The following is a 26,657-nucleotide window of genomic DNA, read 5'->3' as shown; positions in this document are numbered from 1 at the left end:
TCTCCGTTACACTTTTTCCACGTTGACCAGGAAGGTTTTGAATTCTGGCGTCTGAGTATTGGCATCGCCCACGAACGGCGTCAGCGTATTGGCGATAAAGCCTTTACGTGCCACACCTTCGTAACCCCAGTGAATCGGTACACCGATGGTGTCGATGTCTTTACCATCCACTTTCAGGGTGCGAATACGCTTGGTCACTACTGCTTTGGCTTTGATATAGCCACGGTTAGAGGAGACTTTCACCGTATCGCCATGCGCAATCCCCAGCTTGTTCGCCAGTTTTTCACCAATTTCCACAAACTGTTCTGGCTGCGCGATAGCGTTAAGCAAGGCGTGCTTGGTCCAGTAGTGGAAGTGCTCCGTCAGGCGGTATGTGGTGCCGACATACGGGAATTTGTCGGCTTTCCCCATGGCGTCACGGTCGTCGTTAAACAATCGCGCTGCCGGGTTGGAGACCACATTCGGGTGTAACGGGTTGGTGCCAATTGGCGTTTCAAACGGTTCATAGTGTTCCGGGAACGGCCCTTCCGCCATTTTATCGATAGCGAACAGGCGGCCCATGCCTTCCGGCTGCATGATGAACGGCCCGACACCACTGCCAGGTGCTGCAGTGCTGTAATCCGCGACATCCACGCCACCCCATTTTGCGCCGTCCCATTTCAGCAACTGGCGTTTTGGATCCCACGGGTTGCCCTGTGGGTCTGCAGACGCACGGTTGTAGAGAATGCGGCGGTTAAGCGGCCATGCCCAGGCCCAGCCCAGGGTATTCCCAAGCCCAGATGGGTCGGCGTTATCACGGCGGGCCATCTGGTTGCCTTCTGGCGTCCAGCTACCGGCGAAAATCCAGCAACCACTTGAGGTGGTGCCGTCATCACGCAGGTGGGCGAAAGTGGACAATTGCTGGCCTTTTTTCACCAGAACATTGCCTTTATCGTCCAGGATATCCGCCAGGGCTTTCCCGTTGCTTTCCCGTGCCACTTCTTCGGTATCGGGCGCTTGTGGCGTGAGGTAATTCCAACTCATGTTCAGCACCGGCTCAGGCACCGCGCCGCCTTCACTGGCGTACATTTCGCGCATACGCAGGTAAATCCCGGCAAGGATTTCGCCATCATTCAGCGCTTCCCCTGGGGCATCAGCACCTTTCCAGTGCCACTGCAGCCAGCGGCCAGAGTTGACGATAGAGCCATTCTCTTCTGCAAAGCAGGTAGAGGGCAGGCGGAACACTTCGGTTTGAATGGTGGACGGGTCCACATCATTCGACTCGCCGTGGTTTTGCCAGAACGTCGAGGTTTCGGTGTTCAGTGGGTCGATAGTTATCAGGTATTTCAGCTTCGACAAAGATGCCACGATTTTGTTTTTATTCGGGAACGACGCCACTGGGTTAAAGCCCTGGCAAATATAGCCATTCACTTTCCCCTGATGCATCATCTCGAAATACTGCAACACGTCGTACATCTTGTCCCATTTGGGCAGCCAGTCGAATCCCCAGCTGTTTTCTTTGGTGGCGTGTTCCCCGAAGAAGGCTTTCATCATGGAGACGAAGAATTTCGGGTAGTTGCCCCAGTAGTTTACCTGGCCGGGCAGCGTGGGTTTGGGCGTGCTGGCTTGCAGGTAAGTTTCCAGGCTGGTCTGTTTTTCACTCGGCAACGAAAGGTAGCCCGGCAGGCTCTGCGACAGCAGCCCCAGATCTGTCAGCCCCTGAATGTTGGAGTGCCCGCGCAGGGCGTTAACCCCACCACCTGCCATGCCCATATTCCCCAGTAGCAACTGGATCATCGCCATGGTGCGGATGTTCTGTGCGCCCACGGAGTGCTGTGTCCAGCCCAGGGCATACAGGAACGAGGTGGTTTTGTCTTTCGCACTGGTTTCGGCAAGGTATTCGCACACCTGCAGGAAATCTGCTTTGGGTGTCCCGCAGATATTTTCCACCATCTCAGGCGTATAACGTGAGACGTGGGTTTTCAGCAGGTTCCAGACGCAACGCGGGTGGCTTAACGTGGTATCGCGTTTCGCAAAGCCCTGGTCATCCAGTTCGTAATGCCAGGTGGTTTTGTCGTATTTGCGGGTTTGCTCGTCATAGCCTGAGAACAGGCCATCTTCGAAGCTGAAATCCTCACGCACGATAAGGCTGGCGTTCGTATAGGCTTCGACATACTCACGGTTAATTTTGTTGTTGGTAATCAGGTACAGCAGTACGCCTGACAAGAATGCAATGTCAGTACCAGAACGGATTGGCGTGTAAAAATCAGCGACAGACGCTGTACGGGTAAAACGCGGATCGATAACAATCAGCTTCGCGCCGTTGCGGATTTTGGCTTCCATCGCCCAGCGGAATCCAACCGGATGCGCTTCAGCGGCATTGCCACCCATTACAACGACAAGATCGGCGTTCTTGATATCCACCCAGTGGTTGGTCATGGCACCACGACCAAACGTCGGAGCAAGACTTGCTACCGTTGGTCCGTGTCAGACACGCGCCTGGTTATCGACCGCCAGCATACCCAGCGACCGGGAAAATTTTTGGGTGAGATAGCCCGATTCATTGCTTGAGGCAGATGCGCACAGCATACCAGTGGTGAGCCAGCGGTTTACTGTGGTGCCCTGATCATTCTGCGCGACAAAGTTAGCGTCGCGGTCTTCCTTCATCAGTTTGGCAATACGTTCAAACGCCTCTGACCAGGAAATACGCTGCCATTTATCAGAACCTGGTGCGCGGTATTCCGGGTATTTCAGGCGGCTTTCACTGTGGATAAAATCTACCAGACCGGCACCTTTCGGGCACAGTGCGCCACGGTTTACCGGGTGATCCGGATCCCCTTCGATATGGAAAATTGAAGATTTGGCATTTTTTGCGCCGTCGCCGAGGCTGTACATCAACAGCCCACAACCGACTGAACAATATGTGCAGGTATTGCGGGTTTCGCGGCTGCGCAGCAATTTATATTGCCGGGTTTCCGCTAACGCTTCACCTGGGGCAAACCCCAGTGCCGCTGCTGTTGTACCTGCCATACCGCCAGCGCAGATCTTAAAGAACTGCCTTCTGCTGACCTGCATGGTTTACTCCTTGTTCGACATTGTCACGGTTATTTTCTTTTTTGCGGTGTGTGCCGCAAAGGTTCACACTATGCGGAGAAATGAATATCCCTGTTTCCATCAAGGATAGTCTGAAAAGAATATCATAATGTTGCTAAGGCTGTTTTATTACGGTTAATACAAAGTGAAAAAAGAAAAGGCTGAATACACAGAAAATGTGGCAGAGATCTCATCTGCCAGACAGATCCCACTATGGAAACGCAGTGATTTAACACATGCGCAACCTGACTGGCTGGCAGAAGAAGTGCCGGTTGCACTGGTTTACAACGGCATTTCTCACGTGGTGATGATGGCTTCGCCAAAAGATCTGGAATTATTTGCCCTTGGTTTCTCTTTATCGGAAGGAATTATTGAAACTTCACAGGAAATTTATGGCATGGACGTTGTGCCATCCTGTAACGGCCTTGAAGTGCAAATTGAACTCTCCAGCCGCCGCTTTATGGGGCTGAAAGAGCGCCGCCGGGCGCTGGCCGGGCGCACCGGCTGTGGTGTGTGCGGTGTCGAGCAACTGAATGATATTGGTAAACCGATTACGCCATTGCCTTTTACTCAAACCTTTGACTTAAGCAGCCTTGATTCCGGGCTTGGTGGCCTGAAAGCGTTCCAGCCAGTAGGGCAGCTCACCGGCTGTACTCATGTGGCTGCATGGATGATGCCAGATGGCGCGCTGGCTGGTGGGCATGAAGATGTGGGCCGCCATGTGGCGCTGGATAAACTGCTGGGACGCCGCAGCCGTGAGCACTGGCCGCAGGGTGCGGTGCTGGTGTCCAGCCGGGCCAGTTATGAGATGGTGCAAAAGTCCGCCATGTGCGGTGTGGAGATTCTGTTTGCTGTTTCTGCAGCAACGACGCTTGCGGTTGAAGTGGCCGAACGTTGTAATCTGACGCTGGTCGGGTTCAGTAAGCCTGGGCGCGCCACGGTGTATACCCATCCGCAACGGTTAATTGCCGTTAACTGATTTCGTGTATGCAGGCCGGTTTATTCTCTGGGGGATATTTCCGGCCTGCCAGCGCTGTGGTCTTGCGGCCTGCTGGCTGTTTGTTTACACAAAATGGCGATTAAAATCCCACAAACCACACAGACAGCACCCAGCAGTTTTGTTGGATCCAGGCTTTCGTTCAGCACCAGCACTCCCATCACCACGGCCAGAGCCGGGCTTAGTAAAGACCAGGGCATTATCAGGTTGACCGGGTAACGCTTGAGCAGCCAATACCATAATGAGTAGGCGCACAACGAAGAACCAAACGCGCTGTACAAAACCCCCAGCCAACCACGCCAGCCAGCCGCAAAGAGTAAAGTAGCCTGGTGATGTTCAGCCAGAAGTGAACTGACCCCGGCAAAAGGAATGGCGAACAGCGATAACCAGCCGGTCATCGCCAGTGGGGGAATGGGCGAGGCACGTTTTACGATAATGTTTGTAACAGCCCAACCACTTGCACTGATGAGCAACAATGCCGGGCCATACCATGCGCTAAGTGTTGGGCTGCCGGACAGAACAATTACACCAACTACGGCCAGGCTGACGCCAGTTAACTGGCGCAGGCTGAGTGGCTCTTTGAGTAAAACAGCAGCCAAAACCATTGCCATTGGTGTGCCCATTTGGACCAGCACTGCGGCACTTCCTGCATCGGTATAACGCATACCCAGTAGCAGTAACGCAAAGTGAACAAACCCAAAGGTGAACGCCAGTAATATGAGCAGTGGAACCTGGTGCCATTTTATGGGGTTAAATGGCACCAAGACGGCGGCGACGATAATAAATCGTAACGTCAGCATGAACAGTGGTGGAAGCTCCATTAACCCAAACTTCATTGCAATAACGTTAAATGCCCACCCATTAACGACCAGAAACAGGATAAAAACATCCCTTAACATCAGCTTGTTCAAGAGCGGGCCAAAACCGGTATTTGCCGGTGATAATCGGTGTCTTGTTGAAAACGTGCCGCCAGTGCCAGCAGTTTGCCTTCGCTGCCGTCGGGGCCAATTAATTGCATTCCAATGGGCAATCCTGAATGATCAAAACCCGCGGGAAGGCTGATAGCGGGTAACCCGCTCAGGCTGGCGAGTGCATTAAACCTCATGTTACCGGTAAGAACACTTTCTTCGTTGCCAGCAATATCTATCCGCTCCTGACCTTTGCGTGGTGCAGTAAAGGGAAGTGTAGGCACCAAAATAAAGTCAACATCCTGCAAGGCCGCCAGCAACTGTTCACGCAGGCCGGTACGGTAGCGCTGAGCCTGCAAATATTCGACAGCGGTAACACCCAACCCGGTTTGTAGCAATGCCCGAACGTCACTGCCGTAGGACGCCGGCGAAGTGGTTAACCAGGGGAGATGCACGGCAGATGGCTCTGCCAGATTAATCAGTACGAGTGCATTCACTGCCTCTTCTAACCCATGCAACGAGAGTGTTTTCTGGTGTGCATTCTGTGTGGTGAGCCAGGTTTGAAAGTCTGTATAAGCGCTGGCGATATCGGGCTGGACCGCTTCGCTGTATTGCCCAAGCAGGCCAATACGAAGGTGTTCCAGTGATACAGGAACGAGAGGTACCGGTTCACGGGCGAGGGCGCTGAACACAAGGGCGCAATCTGTCGCACTGGCGGCAATAGGGCCGACAGTATCCAGGCTTGTGGCCAACGGGAAAACACCTTCGGTATCGAGGCGCCCAATGCCTGGGCGTAAACCCGTCACGCCATTCATGGATGCGGGCAATCGAATCGACCCACCGGTGTCAGTCCCCAGTGTTGCCAGCGCACTACGCACCGCTGCCGCCACGCCAGAACCGCCACTGGAACCTGCAGGAATATGGTCTTTATTCCATGGGTTAGCGCTGGCCCCATAATGGGGGTTATTAGTGGTTCCTCCCCAGGCGAACTCATGCATGTTGGTTGAGCCCAAAATAATCGCACCAGCCTGCTTGAGGCGTTTAACGACGGTGGCATCTTTTTCCGCAATATTGCCTGACAGTATTTGGCTGCCTGCATGCATTTCTTGCCCTGCCATTGCGATATTGGCTTTGATTCCCATTGGGATGCCGTGGAGTGGGCCTGCATCATAACCTTGTTCCAGGAGCATTTGGCTTGCTCGCGCCACTTCCCGTGCCTGTTCTGCAAAGCACTCATTCCAGGCATTAAGCTCTCGCGTTTGTTTCTCCCGGGCCAGGCAGGCCTCAACCAGGTCTGGCACCTGGCACTGCCGTGTACGTAACAACACGCCGATTTCCGTAATAGATAAATCTAAAAGTTCGTTCGCCATCAGGATTCCTCTTTCAGTGCAGTCTGTAGTGGAGGGTGAATCGGGGAAATCCAGGATGTAGCGGGCAGTAACGTCGGGGAGAACTGTTGTGTGGCAAACGCCAGCAGGCTGCTGGCGCGGTTTACGCAGTCTGCCATGACCGGCGCGATTAACGCCGGTTCAAGGGGAGTTAACTGCTGAACCATCTGTAAACGAACAGTGGATTCCAGTTTCATTCCGTGTTGCCTCTTATTGTGCATTCATGGCATCAACAGCCTGTTTGGCCTTGGTTGCCAGTGTGGTATCGACGTTGTTTTTGTACGATGTTGCCTCGGATGGGTATGCCTTTATGTTTTTCGCATACAGCGCGATATTCATGTTGTTATCCCAGGCTTTTTGAGTCACCAGCACATTCTCAGGGTAGCCTTTTGCATCGATTTCTCGCTGTACCGCTTTCTTGACTAAATCAACGGGTAGCGCCGGGAAATAGTGATGGGCGATGGTAACGGCATCATCCGGGTGGCTGTAAATATAACGAGAGGCTTGTTCAAACGCCGTGACAACAGCTTGTGCGGCTTTGGGGTGCTTTTGAATATATTGCCGGGTGGTGGTCAGGCTGGAGAACGCAAAGGGATACCATGATTTGTCGGCAGAGAAGGAGTAGACGACATGCAGGCCATTTTGTTGCTCTGCCATTGTGACCTGGGGCTCTGCCGCCAGTGCATAATCGGCGCGTCCAGCCGCCACCGCCGGGATTTCGTTACCAATGGCAACGTGCACCAGTTTTACGTCTTTGAGTTTTTGCTGCTTAATTAAGTAACTCATAAATGCCCAGGTGGTATCGGGCTCTGGGCTGGTGACCACGCGTTTACCTGAAAGGTACGCCAGGTTTTGTTGTAATGACGTTCCATCCTTACCGAAAACAAAGATGGTAGGCGCATTTTGTACCCCTGCGACAACAACACCATCACCGCCATTTTCACGAGTTTTGGGCACAAAAACAGGGTCCTGGATTGAAAAGTCTGCCGACCCGCCAATAACGGCCGCCCAGGATTGTGCCCCACCGCCACCGGTGCTGATTTTGACATCAACCCCTTGTTGCTTGAAGAAGCCTTTATCCTGCGCAATATACAGCGGTAGATAGAGTAAAGACTGAAATGCCTGATTAATGCGTACCGGCGTTTCTGCCGCGAATGCACCTTGATACACAAAGGGTGCTAACAGGGTTGCTGCAAGAGCAGTACGGCGAAAAAAGGTGTGTTTCATAGTCATTTTTTATCCCAGGAGAGAAGAAGGCGTTCAATGAACGCAACCAGCGCGTTGAAGCACAGCATCATCAGCATGACCAGTACAATCCCGGCCAGCACAATGTTCATACCAAAGTTGGAACTTCCAAGCAGGATCATGTGGCCAACGCCGTTATCGGATGAGATGTACTCCCCAACAATGGCGCCAACCAGCGCGAAACCTACATTCAGTCTTAACCCGGATAACACCCATAGCATGGCGGAGGGCACCACCAGTTTGATAAAAATGGTGCCGCGTTTGGCATTGAATGAACGCAGCAGATTGATTAAGTCAGGGTCAGTGCGCATCGCCCCTTTATAGGATGTGGTTAACGAGACCACCACACATGAAAATGCCACGATGACCACTTTGGACAGCATTTCGGTTCCAAACCAAATGATGGTGATAGGCGCAATAGCAAGAACGGGAATCGCGCCAATCGCCGCAATAAACGGAGCCGCGAGGTCTGATATAAAACGCGAATACCACAGCAGTAACCCAAGTACAGAACCGCCGATCGCACCAACGATAAACCCGATAATGGTTTCCAGTGCTGTGGTTTTGATATCGGTAAACATTTCACCTGAGGCAAAGCGGCTGGTCAGTACATCCCAGACTTGTGACGGGCTGGAAAACAGGAATGCATTAATATGCCCGGACCGAACACCTAACTCCCAGCCACCCAATAGCGTCGCGACGATGGCAACTTGCAGGACAATTAAGGTGTAACGCCGGGCGTTATCCGAACGGAAAAATGCTTCCTGTGGGCGTCGGCGAACGGATCCCGAATGGGTGGTTCGTGGAGCGACACTGTTCATAGCCATAAAGTCCTCATCTTTTTAACTGAGCGTTTCGGGTTGTGTGCCGATGCTGCGCCAAATACGTTCGTAATATTCGTTAAATCTCGGTGAGAGGCGGCGCTCGGGAATTAACCGGCTGTCGGTTCCCAGATCGATATGTATTTCCTGAACGATTTCACCTGGGCGGGCTTTCATGACATACACGCGGTCAGAAAGAGTGACGGCTTCTTCGATATCGTGAGTAATAAAAATCACCGTTTTATGCTGCTCTTTCACCACACTGAGCAGTTCTGTTTCCAGTGCGATTTTCAGGGGGTAGTCAAGGGCTTTATAGGCTTCATCCATAAGGATGATTTCCGGGCGGGTAACCATAGTGCGCATTAATGCAACGCGCTGGCGCATCCCGCCGGATAGCTGGGACGGGTATTTTTTCTCGTAACCTTCCATGTGATACAAAGCAAAAAGTTCTGCAGCGCGTGCCCGCGCTTCTTTCTTCGCAATTCCTTGTACCTCGAGGCCGAGAATGACGTTGTCCATAACGGTACGCCATGGGAATAACAAATCCTTTTGCAGCACATAGCCTAATTCTGGAGATGGCGAACCGGTTGTTTCCCGGTTTTTCAGCAGAATACTGCCGCTGTCGGGTGTTAGCAGGCCGGTAATAATGTTGAATAGCGTTGATTTGCCACAACCACTGGGCCCCACAAAGGAAACAAATTCATGGCGGTTAGCATGAAAGTTGAGATCATTTAATACCGTGATGTGCCCGCCACCCGATGTGGCATAGCTTTTATTGATATTAATCGCTTCCAGAACCTTACTCATGGTGCCCTCCTGCTACGTTGGCCTGGCGATTGATGACAGTCAGCGGCGAAGGGGGGGCATTCACAGGCACATAATCTTTGAGGAAGTGATAACCGATGTATTCAGTGCTGCGTGCTTCACGTATGGCCGTGTGTATATCTACCGTAGCTATCGCCATCCCTTCATCACTGCCGGTATCCGCTAAAACAGTGCCCATTGGGTTAATAATGCGGCTGTGGCCGTGGTAAAAAAGGTTGCCGTGATGCCCACACAAATTGGATTCAATCATCCAGCACTGGTTTTCCAGCGCCCGGGTGCGGCCAAATAGCGTATAGCTGTCTACCATTGGGTCGGCATCGCCAGCTGAACCATCTCCGGCATAACCCCATGCGGTAGGCATAATCATGATGTCGGCACCTTTCAGTGCCAGTTCACGTGTGCTTTCGGGGAAGACTTTGTCGTAACAGATCAACATGCCGATACGCCCCAGCGGGGTATCAAAAACAGGAAAATCGTTCCCTGGATAGTAAACATGTTTTTCATCACCAGGCTGGTGGACTTTCCTATAGGTTCCGATAACGCCTTCCGGGCCAAGTAAGACTGCACTGTTAAACAGAATGTCCGGGTAGCTCGGGTGGCGTTCGGTCATGCCGAATACGGCATAGATACCATGCTGCTTCACGCAACGATGGAGTGTATTGATGCTTGGGCTGCGGGCAATGACTTCCGCCTGAGCATGTTGCCACTTCACTGTTTCCCCATGCCAGGATAGCGTGTCACGCAAGTAGCCTTGCAAAATTTGCTCGGGGAAGACAACCAGTTGTGCCCCTTTGGTTGCAGCTTTTTCAATCCAGTTCAGCAGGTTACCCAGATTATGTGTTTTGTCGTATTTGGCAGGTAGCGTAACGCTGGCGATAGTGATCGTAGCCATTGCTGTCTCCATAGTGCTTTTTTTTTAAACTGCATGTTGTGTCACATAATCGCCAATATATTTTTCTTATATGATAATTTTTTTCTTATGTGAGAATATTGGCATGCACACATATCACGATAAGGGAGCGGCGAAATGAAGACGCCCAGGCAACATGAAACCACCGGGCTCGGTGCGGCTTTAACCAGCGAGAAAGATTTTGGCTTGCGTATCAAGGCAATACGCACTTCCCGTGAAATGACACTGGAACAAGTTTCTGATGCATGTTCAGTATCTATTTCTACGTTATCGAAAATAGAAAAAGGCCAGGTTTCCGCTTCTTTCGACACGATTGCCAAAATTGCAGGTGCGTTTGATTACTCCCTCGCAGAGCTGTTTTCTGGCGATGTCGCCGCTTCGCCTGTTGCACCAGCCGCGGTGCAGGCCCGGCGTACTTATACCCGTGCGGGGGAAGGGCTCTGTTTTGATAATCCCTGGTTCCATTATGAAGTTCATGCCACAGAACTGTTGATGAAGGGAATGATCCCTGTGGTTATGGATATTCAGGTACATGAGCCACCGCCTCAGGATGTCTGGTCTCATCATGAAGGAGAGGAGTTTATTTATGTGCTGGAAGGAGAGGTCGCGTTTCACACTCAGTGGTATGCACCGTTGGTACTGAAACAAGGAGATAGTGCTTACATTGACAGCACTATGCTCCATACATTTGTTTCGTTAAGTGAGGGACCGGCCAGGTTGCTATCCATTTGTCTTACAGAACGTCTGGATTTTTCAGACAGCAAGGGTGTGACCAGTTAGCGAGCCTCGGCAAATTTTGCCGACTTATCTGAGTTGTATGCCGGTATCACTTGCCATAATGTCATCATATTTGTACCGGGGTTTTTAAGAACGAAGCAAGGTGGCCGTTGATGGCAGTATTCAGTACAGGCAATGTTTTCTGGCAAGAACTGGCAGTGGGTTATGGGTTGTGTTTACTGATTTCGGCGTTGGGTTTTTTACGAACAGACTGGTTTATCAGCATTGGTTACGGTGCGTCTGTCAGCGCGCTGGCGGTGTGGTTTGCGTGGGCGGCACCGCCTTCAGTGGCCGGTTCCTGGCTGCAGGCGGGGTTATTGTGCCTGTATGGCCTGCGGCTTGCGGGTTACCTTATTTATCGGGAGCGTTCAGCCAGTTTTGCACGGGAACTTGAAGCCTCCAAAGCGCGGAGTGCGCATATTACCCGCCCGGCCAGGCTGGGGATTTGGTTTAGTGTGAGTGCGTTATATGTCGCAATGGCGGCACCGTTGCTGTTTGTTCTACTGGCGGGCGATACGCCGTTACTGTGGCCCGGAGTCACCGTGATGGCGGCAGGGCTGGTGCTGGAAATGACAGCAGACTGGCAGAAATCGGCCAGTAAAAAGCGTGAACCGAACAAATTTGTGCGCCGGGGTGTTTACCGCTGGTGCCGTTACCCGAATTATTTAGGGGAGATTCTGTTCTGGTTGGGAAATTTGGTTGCTGGTGTGGGGGCGTACCACACAGTGCTGAGTTGGTGTGCTGTTCTGGTTGGTTTTATCTGTATTTTCCTGATTATGCTTGGGTCGGCTCGCAGGCTGGAGTTAAAGCAAGGGGCGCGTTATGGGGATGACCCTGAGTACCAGGTGTGGGTGAGCCAGGTGCCGGTGTTGTTTCCTGGTGTTCCGGTGTATTCGTTGCGGAAGTTGAGGGTTTATTTGGGGTGAGGGGAGGCGGGCTGGTGTGATGATGCCGGTGTGGTGAAAGTTCCGTTCACTTTACGTGGTGTGCTCAGTGTGGCTTCACAGTCGGTGAACGTGTTAAGGGGCCCGCCCCTTAACAATCCGGTTTTTCGCGGGCAACCGGTGCTGCGCACTGCGTTCACCTCCGGGCAGTCAGCCTGCGGCCAGCTCGACTCGGCGTCCATGCCTCGTTTCGCCTTATTCCGCCGTCCGGGCGGAATAACCTTGTCTTCCTTTCTGCGGTTCACCGGTCTTACGCGGCTCAGCCGGCGCTGCGGGTGTGGGAATGCTTGTGTTGTCTGGTGTGGCGGTGGGTTCTGGGTTTGGTTTGTTTCCTTTGTGTTTTTCTGGGGCTTACAGGTGGGAGAAATGGACTGCGAGCTGGTGCCTGCTGTTGTTTTTTATATATTCATGGGGCGATGTATCTATTTCTTTCTCCTGGTGTTGCGTAGTGCTTTATTTGTTTGATTTACTGGCCTCGAGTTTGATTTTTTCGGGATAATATTCAGGAGGAATACCCATGGCTTTAGTAAAAACCGATACACCTACAGATCAACAAATCGCGCAACTGACTGGGGGATTACGTTCTTACAATATTCAGTTTGTTGAACCGGAGATGTTTCGCCCTTTTGCCGTATTTGATACCGATGAACAGGGCGTTATTCAGGCCGGGATTAGTGGTAAACAACAAGGTGAATGGTTGTCGATTGAGTTTTTGTGGGTGAGTGAGGCGCTGCGTGGAAAAGGAGTGGGCGAGTGTCTTATGGCTGCCGTAGCAGAGATTGCTGCTGAGCGTGGGTGTCGGTATTTGTTGGTGGATACGTTCAGTTTTCAGGCGCTCGGTTTTTATCAGAAGCAAGGTTTTGTATTGCAAATGTCGCTGGATAATTACCCGCATACCGGGCAGCAGCGGCATTATTTAACCAGGTCGCTGGTTGGGTGAGTGCTCCGTTCACTCGGGCTGGTGTGACTGTCCCGTTCACTTGCCGTGTGGTTGTTTCCGTTCACTTGCAGTGATGGGGTTAATGTGGCTTCACAGCCGGTGAACGGGCTAAGGGGGCTCGCCCCCTTTGCAATCCCCGTTTTCGCGGGCAACCGGTGCTACGCACTGCGTTCACCTCCGGGCAGTCAGCCTGCGGCCGGCTCGACTCGGCATCCATGCCTCGTTTCGCCTTATTCCGCCGTCCGGGCGGAATAACCTTGTCTTCCTTTCTGCGGTTCACCGGTTTTACGCGGCTCTGTCCACGCTGCGAGTGCGGGATTGCTTGTGTTGTCTGGTGTGGCTGTGAGTAAGGCATTCGGTATATTTTCTTTGTGTTTTGCTTAAGGCTTACAGGCGGTGGGTTTAGTGGCCTCGAAATCGTTGAGGCGTGTCTGGCGGGCCCTTTACATATCCCTGCTTCCTGTCTCACAATGGTTAGATTGCTAATTGATTCTTGTTTGGCATTATTCTCATTGGCCAGACAGACCACACACCCATTGCTGTTCTCATGAGGCGAGTTATGAAGCTTTTTATTTACCAACATTGTCCGTTTTGTTTGCGTGCGCAGATGATTGTCGGGCTGAAAAGTTTGCCCGTCGATATCGATATCATTATGGAAGGCGATACTGAAACCCCAACCCGCATGGTGGGGCGCAAAGTGGTGCCTATTTTGCAAAAAGAAGATGGCAGTTATATGCCAGAAAGTATGGATATTGTGCACTATCTTGACAGCAAGCAGGCACCTCAGGTGGCAACGGGAACGGTAGATGCGGCGATAGAAGCCTGGTGCAAGCAGGTATCAAAAAGCGCGTTTAACCTTGCTGTGCCGCGTTTCACTAAGGGTGATTTTGCCGAGCTGGCAACCCCGGCCGCTCGTGAGGCTTACCGTTTGCGTGAAGAGAAAGCATTTGGCGACCTGGAGCAACTGATTGCTGATACGCCCGCGTTACTGGCAGATGTAGAGTCTCAACTGGTAGCCCTGGAACCGTTGGTTGCTGAGCGCCACTCTATTGATATTACAGACTTTATTCTGTTCCCTGTATTGCGCAGCCTGACTATTGTGAAAAATATCCACTTTGGCGACCAGGTTCAGGCTTACCTGGCGCGTGTTGCAGGCGCAACAGGTGTGAGCCTGCTGACTGAACAGGCCATGTAATAGCACAAAGCCAACAGGCCGCAATAGTGTGCGGCCTGTTGGCTATCACTGGAACAACACTCAGGGCAAATAAAACACCGGTTTGAGCGTATCGCTTAACGGGCTGTTATCGGAATGTGTTGGCATGACATCCCGCATATGCTTCCACCACCGCTGGCAAACCTCAGTTTGTGCAACGGCGTCCCAACGCTCTTCTGATTCAATCTCTACCGTGGCAAACAGGAGATGGCGCTCAGCATCGAGATAAATAGCATAGTGATGAGCACCGTGCTGTTTAAGAACCGTTTCCAGCTCAGGCCAAATCGGCGAATGACGGTGTTGATACTCTTCATGTGCATCTGGGTTCACCTGCATGACAAATGCTTTACGAATCATAATGCCTCCAGATAAAGCGCCCGCACTTCTTCTCGTGTCGCGGTGCGTGGGTTGCACGGCGCACAAGGGTCTGCCAGAGCTTTATCCAGCCAGCCTTCAATATCTTCCTGGGTAACGCCCAGTTTGCTGAACCCGGTGGGAATGCCAACGCGGGCAGACAATTCGCGAATCGCTTCTATCGCCTTCTCACTGGCTAACTCTTCGCTCATCCCCTGGGTATTCACACCCATGGCTTCAGCAACACGCACAAAACGGGCTGCGGCAGCCGGGCGGTTAAAGTTTTCAATAACAGGCAACAGAATCGCATTGCACACGCCATGTGGCAGGTCGTGGGTTGCCCCAGGCTGGTGAGCCAGTGCATGTACCAGCCCGAGCCCGGCGCTGTTGAATGCCATGCCCGCCAGGTACTGGCCGTAGGCCATCATTTCCCGGGCTTCCAGGTCTTTGCCGTTATCAACCGCTTTGGGTAACCAGGTGCTGATGAGGCGAATCGCTTCCAGCGCATTGGCGTCTGTTAGTGGATGTGCGCCAATTGATACATAGGCTTCAATGGCGTGGGTCAGTGCATCCATGCCTGTTGCGGCGGTAACCGATGCCGGAATGTTGAGCATGACACTGGCATCATCCACGGCGATATCTGGAATGATATTCGGGTCGATAATCACTTCTTTAACTTTGCGTTCACTGTTGATAATCACCGCGTTGCTGGTCATTTCAGCAGCGGTGCCTGCGGTGGTGTTTATCGCCACCAGGTGAACGCCCGGATTTTTTACTTTGCCTACGCCAGAATAATTGGTCGAAGGCGCCGGGTTGGCAGTCAAAATTTTAATGGCTTTGGCGGTATCAATTGGGCTGCCGCCGCCAAATGCGATAATAAAATTACATTTTGCGTCCCGGAACGCTTTGAAGCCTTGTTGTACTAATGCTTCTGTTGGGTTAGGAAAAACAGCATCGAACAAATGGTATTCCATATTGTGGTGCTTCATGGCAGCGAACAGGGAATCCAGCAGGCCCAGTTTCACCAGTTGCCCATCAGTGACAATCAGCGCTTTCCCCCACTGTTTGCCTGACACCATATTTACCATGTCCCCAATCGCGCCTGCGCCATGCAGACTGATTTTGGGTAATGCCAGCATAAAACTCATGATTGTGCTCCTTATGCATTAAGGGCTTCGGCCATTGGCGTGACGCCAAAGCGTTTGCCAAGGGCTATCAGTTGTTCTGTGGTGATGGTTTGTTGCATTCCGCCCATCGACAATACTTTCACCAGAATTTGCGAAGATTTCTCTGCGGTATCTATCAAACCGAACGCTTCGTCTAAATTAGGTCCGGTACCGAAAACACCGTGGTGCGGCCACAACACCAGGCTGTGAGATTTCATTTGTTCTGCGGTGGCGCTGCCAATGCCATCGGTGCCAGGTACCATCCACGGCACAATGCCAACACCATCCGGGAACACCACCAGACATTCCGTGCTGCCTTCCCACAATTTACGAGTGAAGCTGGCGGAATCGAGCGGCAGAACATAGGTCAGGGCAATCAGATTAGTGGCGTGGCAATGCATGATTACCCGGTCCCGGCCGCCTGAAAGCTGTTTACGTACAGCATGGGATTGCAGATGTGCGGCCAATTCAGAGGTGGGCAGCCCGCCTTCACTCAGGCCCCAGTGAATATGGTAAGCCATGCCGTCATCGGTAATGCGCAGCAGCACCAGGTTTGCCGCCGGGTCAACCTGTACATTACGGAAGAATTTGCCGGAGCCAGTGACCAGGAACCAGCATCCTGCCAGTTCTTTTGCGGGCTGAGTCAGTTCTTCGCAGCGTGGTTCTGCATAGAAATCACTGCGGTAAGGTTCCACATCTGTAGCGTCCACACGCAGGCTGATATTGCCGCCATTACGCTCATCCCAGCCTTTGAGCCACATATCACTGGTGGCTTTAACCATTCCGGTAACAAACCAGGAAGAAAGAATTGATTGCATGTGAACTCCTTAGCGTTGACGTAAAACGTCGTTTTCATAATGGCGAACGGTGGTGAGCCAGGAGGCATCAGCCGGGGTATCGTGTTGTTGGCAATAACGTTCCCAGACTGCCTGCCATGGCAGCGATTTTTGCTCTTCGAGCAGCGCCAGGCGTGCCGTATAGTCGCCTTCCAGTTCTAACTGGCGCAGTTTGGCTGTAGGTTCCAGTAAGGCGCGCAGCAGGGCTTTTTTCATATTGCGGGTGCCAATGACCCAGGCGGCGATACGGTTAATAGAGGCATCAAAGAAATCGAGGCCGATGTGTACGCGGTCGAACAAGTCGTTGCGCACAATTTCACTGGCGATGGCCTGGGTTTCATCATCGAGCAGGACCACATGGTCGCTGTCCCAGCGTACCGGGCGGCTGACGTGCAGCAACAGGCGCGGCACATACAACATGGCGGCGGAGATTTTGTCGGAGATAACTTCGGTTGGGTGGAAGTGACCAGCATCTAAACACAACGCAGTTTGACGACTGCTGGCGTAACCCATATAGAACTCGCTGGAGCCCACGGTGTAGCTTTCTGCGCCAATACCGAACAGTTTGCTTTCTACGGCATCGATATGGTGAGCCGGGTTGAGTTTTTCACTGATGATTTCATCCAGTGCGGCCAGTAAACGCTGGCGCGGGGCAAGGCGGTCTACCGTGATGTCTTTCATGCCATCCGGGATCCAGATATTCATGACTGATGGCGTGCCCAACTGTTCGCCAAAATAGGCGGAAATACGGCGGCTGGCTTTGCAGTGATCAATCCAGAACTGGCGAATTTTTTCGTCCGGGTGTGACAGCGTGAAGCCATCTGCACTCAGCGGGTGCGAGAAGCAAGTGGGGTTAAAATCCAGACCCAGTTTTTGCGCTTTCGCCCAGTTCACCCAGTTGGTGAAATGTTCTGGTTTTATTTCATTGCGTTCAACAGGTGTTGCCGATTCCAGATAAATAGCGTGCAGGTTCAGGCGTTTTGGCCCGGGGATCAGGCTCATCGCTTGCTCTAAATCCGCCCGTAATTCTTCGGCGGTGCGTGCTTTCCCTGGGTAATTACCGGTGGCCTGAATGCCGCCAGTTAGCGCGCCTTCAGGGTTTTCGAAGCCCACGACATCATCGCCCTGCCAGCAGTGCATAGATACAGGCAGGCGGTCCAGTTGTTGCAGGGCTTTTTCAGCATCCACACCAGCGGCAGCAAAGCGTTGTTTTGCCAGTTCCCAGGCTTGATCAAGTTGAGTGCTCATGCGCAAAGCTCCTTATTCGGTTGAAGTTGTTGTGGAAACTGCGCGACATAGCGGGCAATTTCACTGTCTGAATCGGGTTGAAAATGGATAAGTGGTTGGCTGCTGAACACCACATAGCGGAAGTCATCGACATCGTGGATGTCATCCAGCGCCATGAGCTGGCAGCCGATATTGCCCAGAGTTGAGGCTTCTGTTGGGCCCGCGATAACAGGTATGCCGCAGGCGTCAGCACAAAGCTGGTTAAGGAAATGGTTTTGGCTGCCACCGCCAACAATGTGCAGAGTATCGAACGGGCGGTTGCGCAGCTGAGCCAGTTCACGCAATGTGTCGGCGTAGAGCAGCGCCAGGCTGTCGAAAATGCAGCGCGCCAGCTGGGCATCATCTTCCGGAATCGCCTGATGGGTTTCCCGGCAGGCAGCCTGAATTTCCCGTGCCATATTTTCTGGGTTGATAAACCGGTCATCGTTAGGGTTAATCAGCGAACGGCAGGCAGGGAGCGCTTTTGCCCGCTCAATCAAATCTGGCAAATCAGTGACCTGGTACTCACGGCAGACTCGTTGTAGTAACCACAGGCCCATAATGTTTTTCAGCACCCGGTAGCGCCCTTCGGCACCGCCTTCATTGGTGATGTTAGCGGCCAGTGCTGCCGGGCTGGTCCAGGGGCGGCGGCTCTCAAAGCCCATCAGAGACCAGGTGCCAGAAGAAATCCATGCAGCGTTTTTGCTTTGCAGCGGCACTGAAAGCACTGCGCTGGCAGTATCGTGGGTGGCGACAGAAACCAGTGGAATACGTTTCCCTTCACGGCATACCCAGTGGCCAATCAGGTTGCCGGGGTGTGTGGGTGCGCCAAACCAGTGGGCTGGCACACCTGCCCAGTCCAGCAGTTCCTGGTCCCAGTTGTCGGTGTTGATATTCACCAGTTGGGTGGTTGTGGCGTTGGTGTATTCCCAGTTGAGGTTGCCGGTAAGGCGAAACGCCAGGTAATCGGGGATCAGTAAGGCATGGGCGACCTGGCCCTGCAGTTCTGGTTGTTGTTCAGCCAGTGCTCTTAGTTGGTACAGGGTATTGAATGGCAGGAACTGGATGCCGGTTTTGCGGTAAATAGCTTCTTTACCCAGTGTGCGAAATGCACCAGACATCACGCCATCTGTGCGGCTGTCACGGTAGGAAACCGGCAGGCCAACCCGCTGGCCATTGGCATCAATCAGGACAAAATCCACGCCCCAGGTGTCAATGCCAATGCTGTCTACAGTAATACCGCGGTCGCAAACTTGCTGCAGTCCTGTGCGGATTTCCTGCTCCAGTTTGTCTACATCCCAGGTGTCAAAACCATCAACCGCTTTCAGGCAATTAGTGAAGCGGTGAATTTCTGTTAACGCCACCTGGCGCTGAATGTTGTCGTAAGTTGCCAGCATTACCCGGCCACTTGAGGCGCCCAGGTCAACCGCGACGCAATGGCGAATCGTCATGATGGGTATCCTTTCTGAAGTTGATACCCGTCAGTCTAAGGAGTGGCTACCCTTGTCACCTTTTTACCAATGACAACGGAAAATTAGTGCTGGCAAGCAGATAAAGTTGAACGTGAGGCACTTCACAGTTTGCTGTTTATCCGTGAAAAGTATGTGGTGTGATGTTTTCCACAGTTTCGAAGAATACCGGCTGTTTCTTGAAAAAACGGCGCAGAACTGCGTTTTTTACGTCAAAAACTTAAGGTGACAATACCGGCGCTTATCTACTATCAGTTCACCTTAACTGAGTGTGGGAGGTAATGATGACGGTATTACATAGCGTTGATTTTTTCCCATCGAAGGGCGCTTGTGTGGCAATAGAGCCTCGTTTGCCACAGGTGGCATTTCCAGAACATCACCATGATTTTTGTGAAATCGTGATTGTTGAGCACGGAACTGGCACCCACATTTTTAATGGGCAGCCCTATACCCTGAGTGGCGGTTCGGTGTGTTTTGTGCGTGAGCATGATCGGCATTTATATGAACATACTGAAAACTTGTTTCTGACCAATGTGTTGTACCGCTCTCCCGGCGGATTCAGCTTTATTTCCGGCCTGGAAAAGCTCTTACCGCAAGAGTTAGATGGTTTTTACCCTTCGCACTGGCGTGTTAGCCAGAATGTACTGCAGCAAATTAAGCCTTTACTGAACCAACTGGAACTTGCTGGCGATAATACCGAAATCAATGCAGTGGCCTGTAGAGAAATGGCCTTTATGCAACTGTTGGTGTTGTTACGCCAGGGTAGCCTTGCCCAGAACCACCCCAGCCCGGAAGGCAGAGTGGACCAGTTACTGAGCTGGTTGGAAATGCATTTTGCAGAAGATGTTTGTTGGGATGAGCTTGCAGAGCAACATGCGCTTTCATTACGCACGCTGCACCGCCAGCTTAAACAGCGCACCGGGTTAACTCCCCAGCGCTACCTCAACCGCTTGCGGCTGATTAAAGCCCGTCACTTGTTGCGCCATTCCGAAGAAAGCATCACAAACATCGCTTACCAGTGCGGGTTTGGTGACAGTAACCATTTTTCGACGTTGTTTAAACGTGAGTTCACCTGGTCGCCACGGGATATTCGCCTGGGGCGTGACACGCAACTTCAGTAACGCGAAGGTTATCACCGATTTTTTAGTGGGAAGAATCAATAATGCCCGTTACGTGATAACCGGAGCGGTCCTGTGTCCTGCCAGCTAATCCTGAAAAAAAATGATTTTTTCACTTCCGCTACCCAGCCTGTGGTGGTGGCGGACCGCTATCCGCAAAATATCTTTGCCGAACATACTCATGAATTTTGCGAACTGGTTCTGGTGTGGCGCGGCAATGGCCTGCATGTGCTTAACGACAGGCCTTATCGCATTACCTGTGGCGACCTGTTTTATGTGCGGGCGCAAGACCGGCACAGCTATGAAGTAGTGAACGACCTGGTGTTACACAATGTGATTTATTGCCCGGAGCGGCTTACGCTGAATGTAAACTGGGGAGAATTACTTCCAGGTGAACGCACCACTTTTACAGACCCACGCTGGCGGCTGGACAGCCAGGGTATGGCGCTGGCAAAGCCACTGATTGACCACCTGGAAACTGAAACTTTACGCCAGGAAGACAATCTTTCCGGCTATGCCATAGAGAGTTTGTTTTTGCAATTATTGGTAACGCTGAAACGCCACCGTTACCAGCCAGCCCAGACCCCAAACTCGGGGGAAAACCTGGATTTTCTGATGGCAGCACTGGGCCAGAGCCTGGATTCACCGTTTGATTTAGCTGAGTTTTGTGGCCGCCACCAGTTATCTGAGCGGGCGCTGCGCCAGTTATTTCGCCAGCGCACCGGCATGAGTATTAGTCAGTATTTGCGCCAGCAGCGCCTGTGCCACGCACAATATTTATTACGCAATACCGAGTTGTTAATCAGTGATATTGCCACGCGCTGTGGCTTTGAAGACAGTAACTACTTTTCGGTGGTTTTCACACGTGAAACAGGCATGACGCCACGGTTGTGGCGCCAGCGTTAAGTTTGCGGTAGGGCCGGATATTCGCTTTATTGCGCCATACCCAGGCCAACAATATTGGCGGCGATGATAATCACCACACAACCAACACTCAACACACCCACCGGGCGGCGGCCCGCATTGTTCCACTCTTTGAGCACCAGCCCAACCAGACCACCACACAACACATAGAAGCTCATATGCAGCATCCAGCTCATGTAGTCGTACTGTGCCGGGATTTTGGCGTGTCCCCAGGCATAGAAGAAGAACTGCAGGTACCACATTAATCCACCCAACATGGAAAGTAATACGTTGGTGATAATCAGTGGTTTTGCCAGTGAGAAATCGGCTTTCACAGAAAGGTCTTTCACTTTTGCCAGGCGAACAAAACAGAAGCCAAGGTTCACGACTGCACCACCGCCCATGATGATGACATAGCTCGGCAGGGCAACATATAACGGGTCAACACCTAATGCCGCTGCGGCTTCATGCATTGGTTTGGCGGCATCCATGGCGAAAGACATCCCGGCAGAGAATATCCCGCACATGATGGCGAGGATCAGGCCTTTTTTCAGGTTAAAGTCCTCGGCCTTGATACCCATTTTGCGTTCTTTTAACTGGCCTGCACGGGTAACAATGGCAACCCCAATTAGCGCTACCAGAACGCCTGCCAGAGTCATTCGGCCACCTTCGGTTCCAATCAGCACATCAAATTTGCCATTGATAATCGGGGTCATTAGCGTACCCACAATCAGGGTAATACCGATGGCTATCCCAATCCCCATCGACATGCCCAGGTAACGCATCGTCAGGCCATAGTTGATGTTACCTACCCCCCACATTGCGCCGAACAGGAATACTGGCAGCAGTGTCGACAGGCTGAATGAACTGTAATAAGCCCAGAAGTGAGGCAACAAAATAGCGCTGACCAGCCAGGGCAGCACAATCCATGAAACTATCCCGCCGACCGACCACATGGTTTCCCATGACCAGTTTTTTACTTTCTTAAAAGGGGCGTAAAAGCAGGCAGCGCTGGCTGCGCCAACCAGATGCCATAAAATCCCCATGGTAATGGCGTCATTCATCCTCAAACCCTCGTTGTTATTGAATGCCGGGCGCGTAAATGCACCTGATACTGGCGAGTGTATGGGGTGGCGTCATTATGAACCTTCAGGCAAATGACGCGGGGTGATGAAAGCTGGCAAAAAACAGTGGGTGGGCGCGATGAAGATCACAATTCAGTATTTTGGTGAATAATTTGCGGTAAATTCGATGCTTTTCCCAGGAAAAACACGCTTCCCGTTGCCAAAGAGCCCGCCAGTAATATGAGCTGGCGGGCAGAATCCATTACATCACGCCCAGTAAGCGGGGCAGGAATAGTGTGACTTCAGGTACAAAGGTTATTAGCAGCAGCACGCTGATAATCGCGGCGTAGAAGGGCATTAACGGGCGGATGACGTCTTCCACTTTTACCCGGCCAACACTGGCACCGACATACAACCCACTGCCAACGGGGGGCGTGATCGTCCCGATCGCCAGGTTGTAGATCATAATGATCCCAAAATGCACCGGATCGACGCCCAGTTTCACCATAATCGGCAACAGGATCGGCGTGAAAATCAGAATGGCCGGACCAATATCCATAAAGGCGCCAATTACCAGCAAAAATGCAGTAATCACCAGCAAAATCACGATCTTGTTCTCGGATATGCCCAGTAATAATTCGCTGAGCGCCGCCGGAATGCTGGTTATCGACATGGAAAACGACATGGCAGAAGAGGTGGCAAGCAGGAACATAATAATGCCGGTCATCACCACGGTTTGCACAAAGACGCCGGGTAAATCTTTCACTGATAACGTTTTGTACAACACCAGAGTCAGAAACAGGGTATATACCACCGCAATGGCTGAGGCCTCAATAGCGGTAAAAATCCCCATCACAATGCCGCCCACAATAATCACAATCAGCAACAGGCTGGGTACAGCTTCCAGTGTGACTTTCCAGGCAACACCTTTTTGCAGGGCGAAAAAGACACGGTAGTTATTCCGTTTTGCCACCACCAGTGTTACCAGCATACAGCCCATGCCCCACAAGCAGCCCGCCACCATGCCACCTGCAAACAAGGCAGCAATAGATGTTCCACCACTTGCCAGCGCATAGAGAATGAATGCGGTTGTCGGCGGGATGAGCATTCCCGTGGGTGCAGAAGCAATGTTAACGGCTGAAGCAAAACCCCGGTTATAGCCTTCTTTGGCGCTCATAGGCACCATCACGCCGCCAATAGAAGTAGAAGCAGCTATGGCTGAGCCGGAAATTGCGCCAAACATCATATTGCCAACGATGTTGGTATAAGAGAGGGAGCCCGGCAGCCTGCCAGTAAACAGCTTGGCGAAATTCACCAGCCGGGTGGCAATCCCCCCGCTGTTCATAATGACCCCGGAGAGAATAAAGAAAGGGACAGCCAGCAAAGAGAAGCTGTCCAGGCTGGAAAACATTTTCTGTGCCGTGGCAAACATGGCGATATCAAATGGCAGTACCAGCAGCATGGTGCTGCAGGAGGCTACCACAATGCAGATACCAATGGGCGCACCTAACGCCAGTAGTGCCACAAACACAGCGATTAACAGCCCGGAGGCCAGAACGGGATCAATCATGGTTTTCCTCCAGAGACGGGGTGGTTGTTTGTGGCGCACTACGTAAACTTTTCACAGTCGCGGTAATATTCAGGATGCTGTAAACAATGATAAGCAGGCCAGAAACCGGCAGGGCGTAGTAGACCTGGCCCATGGGAATTTGCAGTACAGGTGATACCTGGAGCATGGAGATCCCCGAGATTTTTAACCCGCCAATAATCAGGATATACAGTGAGAAAAGCGCAAATGTGAGTTGCAGCACCAGCATCCACCAGGCGCGCAAATGTTCAGGTGCTTTATTGAGTAGCAGAGTCAGGCTGATATGTTCTTGTTTCCCGCACACGTAGGCCATACCCAGCATAGAGAGCCATACCAAAGAAAAGCGCAACAGCTCTTCAGTCCAGATGCTGGGTGCGCCCATCACATAGCGGCTGATGACCTGCCAACAAACTACCACCACCATCATGGCGAGCAGTGTGCCGCCCACAATCTCCAGACCCCGGTCCAGCATGCGTCGGATATTATTCATAACCCCTTCCTCTTGTGTTATTCCATTGCGCGAATTTGTTGATACAGCTCATTCAACGCCGGTTTACTCTCCAGACTTTGGTAAATGGGCTGGACGGCTTGCTGGAATGGCGCAAGGTCAATATCGTTAAACACCACACCAAACTGGCTGACGGCGAGCTGTTTGGTGTCTTCAATGGCTTTATCCCACGCGGCTTTTTCGAACTCGATTGCGTCTTTCACGGCCTGTTGCACAATCGCCAGTTGTTCCGGGGTCAGTTTTTCTTTGGTGAGGTTACTCATTAGCAGGATGTCGGGAATACGGGTGTGCATGTCGTAGGTGTAATAACGTGCCACTTCACCGTGGCGAGCGATGGTCAGCGCGAATTCGTTATTTTCGGCACCATCCAGAATGCCTTGCTGGAGCGAGGTGTAAACTTCGGCCTGGCTCATGGCAATCGGTGATGCACCCAGTAACCGCAACGTGGTGATGGCGGTTTCACTCTGCATAACCCGGATTTTTTTCCCTTTCAGGTCGTTAATGCTATGAATGGGGCCTTTGCTCATATAAAAATTACGAGCGCCGGAATCGAACCAGCCAATACCGGTGAACCCTTGTGGCGCGGTGGATTCATACACCGGCCGCATAATGTCCGGGTTGTCCATTACCGCATAGAAATGCGTTTTGCTATTAAACAGATACGGCAGAGAAAACACGCCGTAGTAAGGCGAAAAGCTTTCCAGTAAACCCGAAGAGACCTTGGTAATATCCACAACCCCCACTTGTGCCAGCTCCACCAGTTCACGCTCGCCCCCCAGTTGCCCGTCCGGAAACCAGAGCACTTTAATATCGCCCTGGGTGCGTTGTTCTATCTGTTCGCCCAGGTAATGCAGCGCGTCTTTCACTGGCTGGCTGTTTTCTGCATAAGCAATGCGTAACACCGTTTCTGCGTGGCTGGAGAGAGAGAAAAACAGGGCGAACAGGCAGGGTAAGATGTTTCTGATATTTCGTTTCATATAAATCAGTCCATTATTTTATTTTCGCCATTGAGCTGAAATGTACGTTGAAACAGGGGGGAATAACCTTTGTAGTTTTGCCAGTAACAGGTAAAAACTGGCGAGAAAAACAGGGTACTGGCGGGGGTTGTCACACTTTTACTTTTCACTATATATGGCGTTTTTTTCATCAGAGTGATGAAAAACCACACACTCTATACGGCATTGATAATCATTTTCAATATCATTTAAATAACTATAATGACCAAACTGATTACGCGGCGCTAACAGCCGCCCGACAATAATGGAGATGAGAACGATGAGTTATACACTGCCATCCCTGCCTTATGCTTATGACGCGCTGGAACCGCACTTCGACAAAATGACGATGGAAATCCATCACACTAAGCACCATCAGACCTACGTGAATAACGCGAATGCTGCGCTGGAAAGCCTGCCAGAGTTCGCTTCTCTGTCTGCTGAAGAGCTGATCACCAAACTGGCTGAATTACCGGCAGACAAACAAACCGTACTGCGTAACAACGCGGGTGGCCATGCTAACCACAGCCTGTTCTGGAAAGGCCTGAAAACCGGCACCACTTTGCAGGGCGACCTGAAAGCGGCCATCGAACGTGATTTTGGTAGCGTTGAAAGCTTCCAGGAAACATTTGAAAAAGCTGCTGCAACCCGCTTTGGCTCTGGCTGGGCGTGGCTGGTGGTAAAAGATGGCAAACTGGCCGTGGTTTCTACCGCTAACCAGGACAGCCCGCTGATGGGTGAAGCTATTTCTGGCGCTTCCGGCTTCCCGATTGTTGGCCTGGATGTGTGGGAACACGCTTACTACCTGAAATTCCAGAACCGCCGCCCGGACTACATTAAAGCATTCTGGAACGTGGTGAACTGGGACGAAGCCGCTGCCCGTTTCGCATCAGTGAAATAATACGGTTCAGTAAAACAAGAGCTGTACAGGAACCGGAGTTTGGCACAGGGAGTGTGGTGAACAGGCAATGGTATGCGCCTGCTCCGGGGATTGGTCCAGCGTAAAAGAAGAAGGCCCGCATTTGCAGGCCTTCTTCTTTTTATAGCGCGGGATTAAATATCATTAAACTCACGTACCAAGTGGCCTGCCAGTACAGCGCCTGTTGCGCGCCGTGTCAGCCACACAGGTTTCACTCACCAGCTGCGCCCGGCGCACGCAGGGGGGCCGTCCCCCCTGCACCCCCGTGGGTGGCTGGCAAAATCGCCGCTACGCGGACATTCGGCTTACCCTGGCAGGCTTTTCGGGTACCGCTCCGAGTCGGCCTCCTGCCTCCCGTCGCTCTGCCTGCATCCCTGCAGGCAGCCCCGGCCCGCCAGGCACGCCTCAACGATTTCGAGGCCACTAACACC

General features: G+C 52.1%; 25 protein-coding genes. 8 read left to right on the top strand and 17 right to left on the bottom strand.

What is annotated here, in order from left to right; translation table 11 throughout:
• Window positions 1-6: 6 nt before the first annotated feature.
• On the bottom strand, window positions 7-3,054 hold the full coding sequence (gene fdnG, locus LC084_RS22230; protein ID WP_226574295.1) for a formate dehydrogenase-N subunit alpha: 3,048 nt from the start codon (window positions 3,052-3,054) through the stop codon (window positions 7-9).
• A 163-nt stretch (window positions 3,055-3,217) separates the two neighbouring features.
• Between fdnG and fdhD the strand changes: the two genes are divergently transcribed.
• Window positions 3,218-4,051, top strand: a complete 834-nt coding sequence (fdhD, locus tag LC084_RS22225; protein WP_226574293.1) for a formate dehydrogenase accessory sulfurtransferase FdhD — start codon at window positions 3,218-3,220, stop codon at window positions 4,049-4,051.
• A gap of 20 nt (window positions 4,052-4,071) precedes the next feature.
• Here the strand turns inward: fdhD and LC084_RS22220 are convergent, their stop codons facing one another.
• Genes LC084_RS22220 through LC084_RS22190 form a run of 7 tightly spaced genes read right to left on the bottom strand, consistent with a single transcriptional unit; the run spans window position 4,072 to window position 10,148 of the window.
• Window positions 4,072-4,971 carry a DMT family transporter gene (locus LC084_RS22220; protein ID WP_226574383.1) on the bottom strand — a complete coding sequence of 300 codons (900 nt, stop codon included), beginning with the start codon at window positions 4,969-4,971 and terminating at the stop codon, window positions 4,072-4,074.
• A 5-nt stretch (window positions 4,972-4,976) separates the two neighbouring features.
• On the bottom strand, window positions 4,977-6,347 hold the full coding sequence (locus tag LC084_RS22215; protein ID WP_226574290.1) for an amidase: 1,371 nt from the start codon (window positions 6,345-6,347) through the stop codon (window positions 4,977-4,979).
• Window positions 6,347-6,562, bottom strand: a complete 216-nt coding sequence (locus tag LC084_RS22210) for a hypothetical protein (protein ID WP_226574287.1) — start codon at window positions 6,560-6,562, stop codon at window positions 6,347-6,349. The genes LC084_RS22215 and LC084_RS22210 overlap by 1 nt, the downstream gene beginning before the upstream one ends.
• Before the next feature lie 13 nt (window positions 6,563-6,575).
• Window positions 6,576-7,598, bottom strand: coding sequence for an ABC transporter substrate-binding protein (locus tag LC084_RS22205; RefSeq protein ID WP_226574285.1), 1,023 nt, complete (start codon window positions 7,596-7,598; stop codon window positions 6,576-6,578).
• The gene (locus tag LC084_RS22200; protein ID WP_226574282.1) at window positions 7,595-8,437 is read right to left on the bottom strand and encodes an ABC transporter permease; all 843 of its coding nucleotides are present in this window, start codon (window positions 8,435-8,437) and stop codon (window positions 7,595-7,597) included. The genes LC084_RS22205 and LC084_RS22200 overlap by 4 nt, the downstream gene beginning before the upstream one ends.
• Before the next feature lie 15 nt (window positions 8,438-8,452).
• Window positions 8,453-9,238: an ABC transporter ATP-binding protein gene (locus LC084_RS22195; RefSeq protein WP_226574280.1), complete on the bottom strand. Its 786-nt coding sequence runs from the start codon at window positions 9,236-9,238 to the stop codon at window positions 8,453-8,455.
• Window positions 9,231-10,148 (bottom strand): carbon-nitrogen hydrolase family protein, encoded by a 918-nt coding sequence (locus tag LC084_RS22190; protein WP_226574277.1) that lies wholly within the window; start codon window positions 10,146-10,148, stop codon window positions 9,231-9,233. The genes LC084_RS22195 and LC084_RS22190 overlap by 8 nt, the downstream gene beginning before the upstream one ends.
• Window positions 10,149-10,283: 135 nt before the next feature.
• Here LC084_RS22190 and LC084_RS22185 point away from each other — a divergent pair, with 135 nt between their 5' ends.
• From LC084_RS22185 to grxB, 4 genes are all read left to right on the top strand, one after another.
• A complete protein-coding gene (locus LC084_RS22185; protein WP_226574275.1) occupies window positions 10,284-10,946 on the top strand; it encodes a helix-turn-helix domain-containing protein in 663 nt (220 codons plus the stop codon).
• Between the two features lie 110 nt (window positions 10,947-11,056).
• Complete coding sequence (locus LC084_RS22180; RefSeq protein ID WP_226574273.1) at window positions 11,057-11,869, top strand: DUF1295 domain-containing protein; 813 nt, start codon at window positions 11,057-11,059, stop codon at window positions 11,867-11,869.
• 529 nt (window positions 11,870-12,398) lie between these two features.
• Window positions 12,399-12,827 (top strand): GNAT family N-acetyltransferase, encoded by a 429-nt coding sequence (locus tag LC084_RS22175; RefSeq protein WP_226574381.1) that lies wholly within the window; start codon window positions 12,399-12,401, stop codon window positions 12,825-12,827.
• 559 nt (window positions 12,828-13,386) lie between these two features.
• Complete coding sequence (grxB, locus tag LC084_RS22170) at window positions 13,387-14,022, top strand: glutaredoxin 2 (protein ID WP_226574271.1); 636 nt, start codon at window positions 13,387-13,389, stop codon at window positions 14,020-14,022.
• A 60-nt stretch (window positions 14,023-14,082) separates the two neighbouring features.
• Here the strand turns inward: grxB and rhaM are convergent, their stop codons facing one another.
• Genes rhaM through rhaB form a run of 5 tightly spaced genes read right to left on the bottom strand, consistent with a single transcriptional unit; the run spans window position 14,083 to window position 19,113 of the window.
• Window positions 14,083-14,397: an L-rhamnose mutarotase gene (gene rhaM, locus LC084_RS22165; protein WP_226574269.1), complete on the bottom strand. Its 315-nt coding sequence runs from the start codon at window positions 14,395-14,397 to the stop codon at window positions 14,083-14,085.
• Entirely contained in the window at window positions 14,394-15,542 is a 1,149-nt protein-coding gene (fucO, locus tag LC084_RS22160) for a lactaldehyde reductase (RefSeq protein WP_036106980.1), read from the bottom strand. Before fucO ends, rhaM begins: the two co-directional genes overlap by 4 nt.
• An 11-nt stretch (window positions 15,543-15,553) precedes the next feature.
• On the bottom strand, window positions 15,554-16,378 hold the full coding sequence (gene rhaD, locus LC084_RS22155; protein ID WP_226574266.1) for a rhamnulose-1-phosphate aldolase: 825 nt from the start codon (window positions 16,376-16,378) through the stop codon (window positions 15,554-15,556).
• Between the two features lie 9 nt (window positions 16,379-16,387).
• Complete coding sequence (gene rhaA / locus LC084_RS22150) at window positions 16,388-17,644, bottom strand: L-rhamnose isomerase (RefSeq protein ID WP_226574263.1); 1,257 nt, start codon at window positions 17,642-17,644, stop codon at window positions 16,388-16,390.
• Window positions 17,641-19,113 carry a rhamnulokinase gene (rhaB, locus tag LC084_RS22145; RefSeq protein ID WP_226574260.1) on the bottom strand — a complete coding sequence of 491 codons (1,473 nt, stop codon included), beginning with the start codon at window positions 19,111-19,113 and terminating at the stop codon, window positions 17,641-17,643. Before rhaB ends, rhaA begins: the two co-directional genes overlap by 4 nt.
• A 302-nt stretch (window positions 19,114-19,415) precedes the next feature.
• Here rhaB and rhaS point away from each other — a divergent pair, with 302 nt between their 5' ends.
• Window positions 19,416-20,252 carry an HTH-type transcriptional activator RhaS gene (gene rhaS, locus LC084_RS22140; RefSeq protein WP_226574379.1) on the top strand — a complete coding sequence of 279 codons (837 nt, stop codon included), beginning with the start codon at window positions 19,416-19,418 and terminating at the stop codon, window positions 20,250-20,252.
• 72 nt (window positions 20,253-20,324) lie between these two features.
• Complete coding sequence (gene rhaR / locus LC084_RS22135; RefSeq protein WP_226574257.1) at window positions 20,325-21,155, top strand: HTH-type transcriptional activator RhaR; 831 nt, start codon at window positions 20,325-20,327, stop codon at window positions 21,153-21,155.
• Between the two features lie 26 nt (window positions 21,156-21,181).
• On the opposite strand, the gene rhaT is transcribed toward rhaR, so the two are convergent.
• The 4 genes from rhaT to LC084_RS22115 all read right to left on the bottom strand — a co-directional run bounded on the left by rhaT (window position 21,182) and on the right by LC084_RS22115 (window position 25,289).
• Window positions 21,182-22,216, bottom strand: coding sequence for an L-rhamnose/proton symporter RhaT (gene rhaT, locus LC084_RS22130; protein WP_226574255.1), 1,035 nt, complete (start codon window positions 22,214-22,216; stop codon window positions 21,182-21,184).
• Between the two features lie 262 nt (window positions 22,217-22,478).
• Window positions 22,479-23,786, bottom strand: a complete 1,308-nt coding sequence (locus LC084_RS22125) for a TRAP transporter large permease (protein ID WP_226574252.1) — start codon at window positions 23,784-23,786, stop codon at window positions 22,479-22,481.
• The gene (locus LC084_RS22120; RefSeq protein WP_226574249.1) at window positions 23,779-24,294 is read right to left on the bottom strand and encodes a TRAP transporter small permease; all 516 of its coding nucleotides are present in this window, start codon (window positions 24,292-24,294) and stop codon (window positions 23,779-23,781) included. Before LC084_RS22120 ends, LC084_RS22125 begins: the two co-directional genes overlap by 8 nt.
• Before the next feature lie 17 nt (window positions 24,295-24,311).
• Entirely contained in the window at window positions 24,312-25,289 is a 978-nt protein-coding gene (locus LC084_RS22115) for a TRAP transporter substrate-binding protein (protein ID WP_226574246.1), read from the bottom strand.
• A 298-nt stretch (window positions 25,290-25,587) separates the two neighbouring features.
• Between LC084_RS22115 and sodA the strand changes: the two genes are divergently transcribed.
• Window positions 25,588-26,208 carry a superoxide dismutase [Mn] gene (gene sodA, locus LC084_RS22110; protein WP_226574243.1) on the top strand — a complete coding sequence of 207 codons (621 nt, stop codon included), beginning with the start codon at window positions 25,588-25,590 and terminating at the stop codon, window positions 26,206-26,208.
• Window positions 26,209-26,657 lie beyond the last annotated feature (449 nt).

The organism is Mangrovibacter yixingensis, assembly GCF_020523985.1.
In the GTDB taxonomy this organism is placed as follows: Bacteria; Pseudomonadota; Gammaproteobacteria; order Enterobacterales; family Enterobacteriaceae; genus Mangrovibacter; species Mangrovibacter yixingensis.
This window is presented reverse-complemented; position numbering and strand designations above follow the sequence as displayed.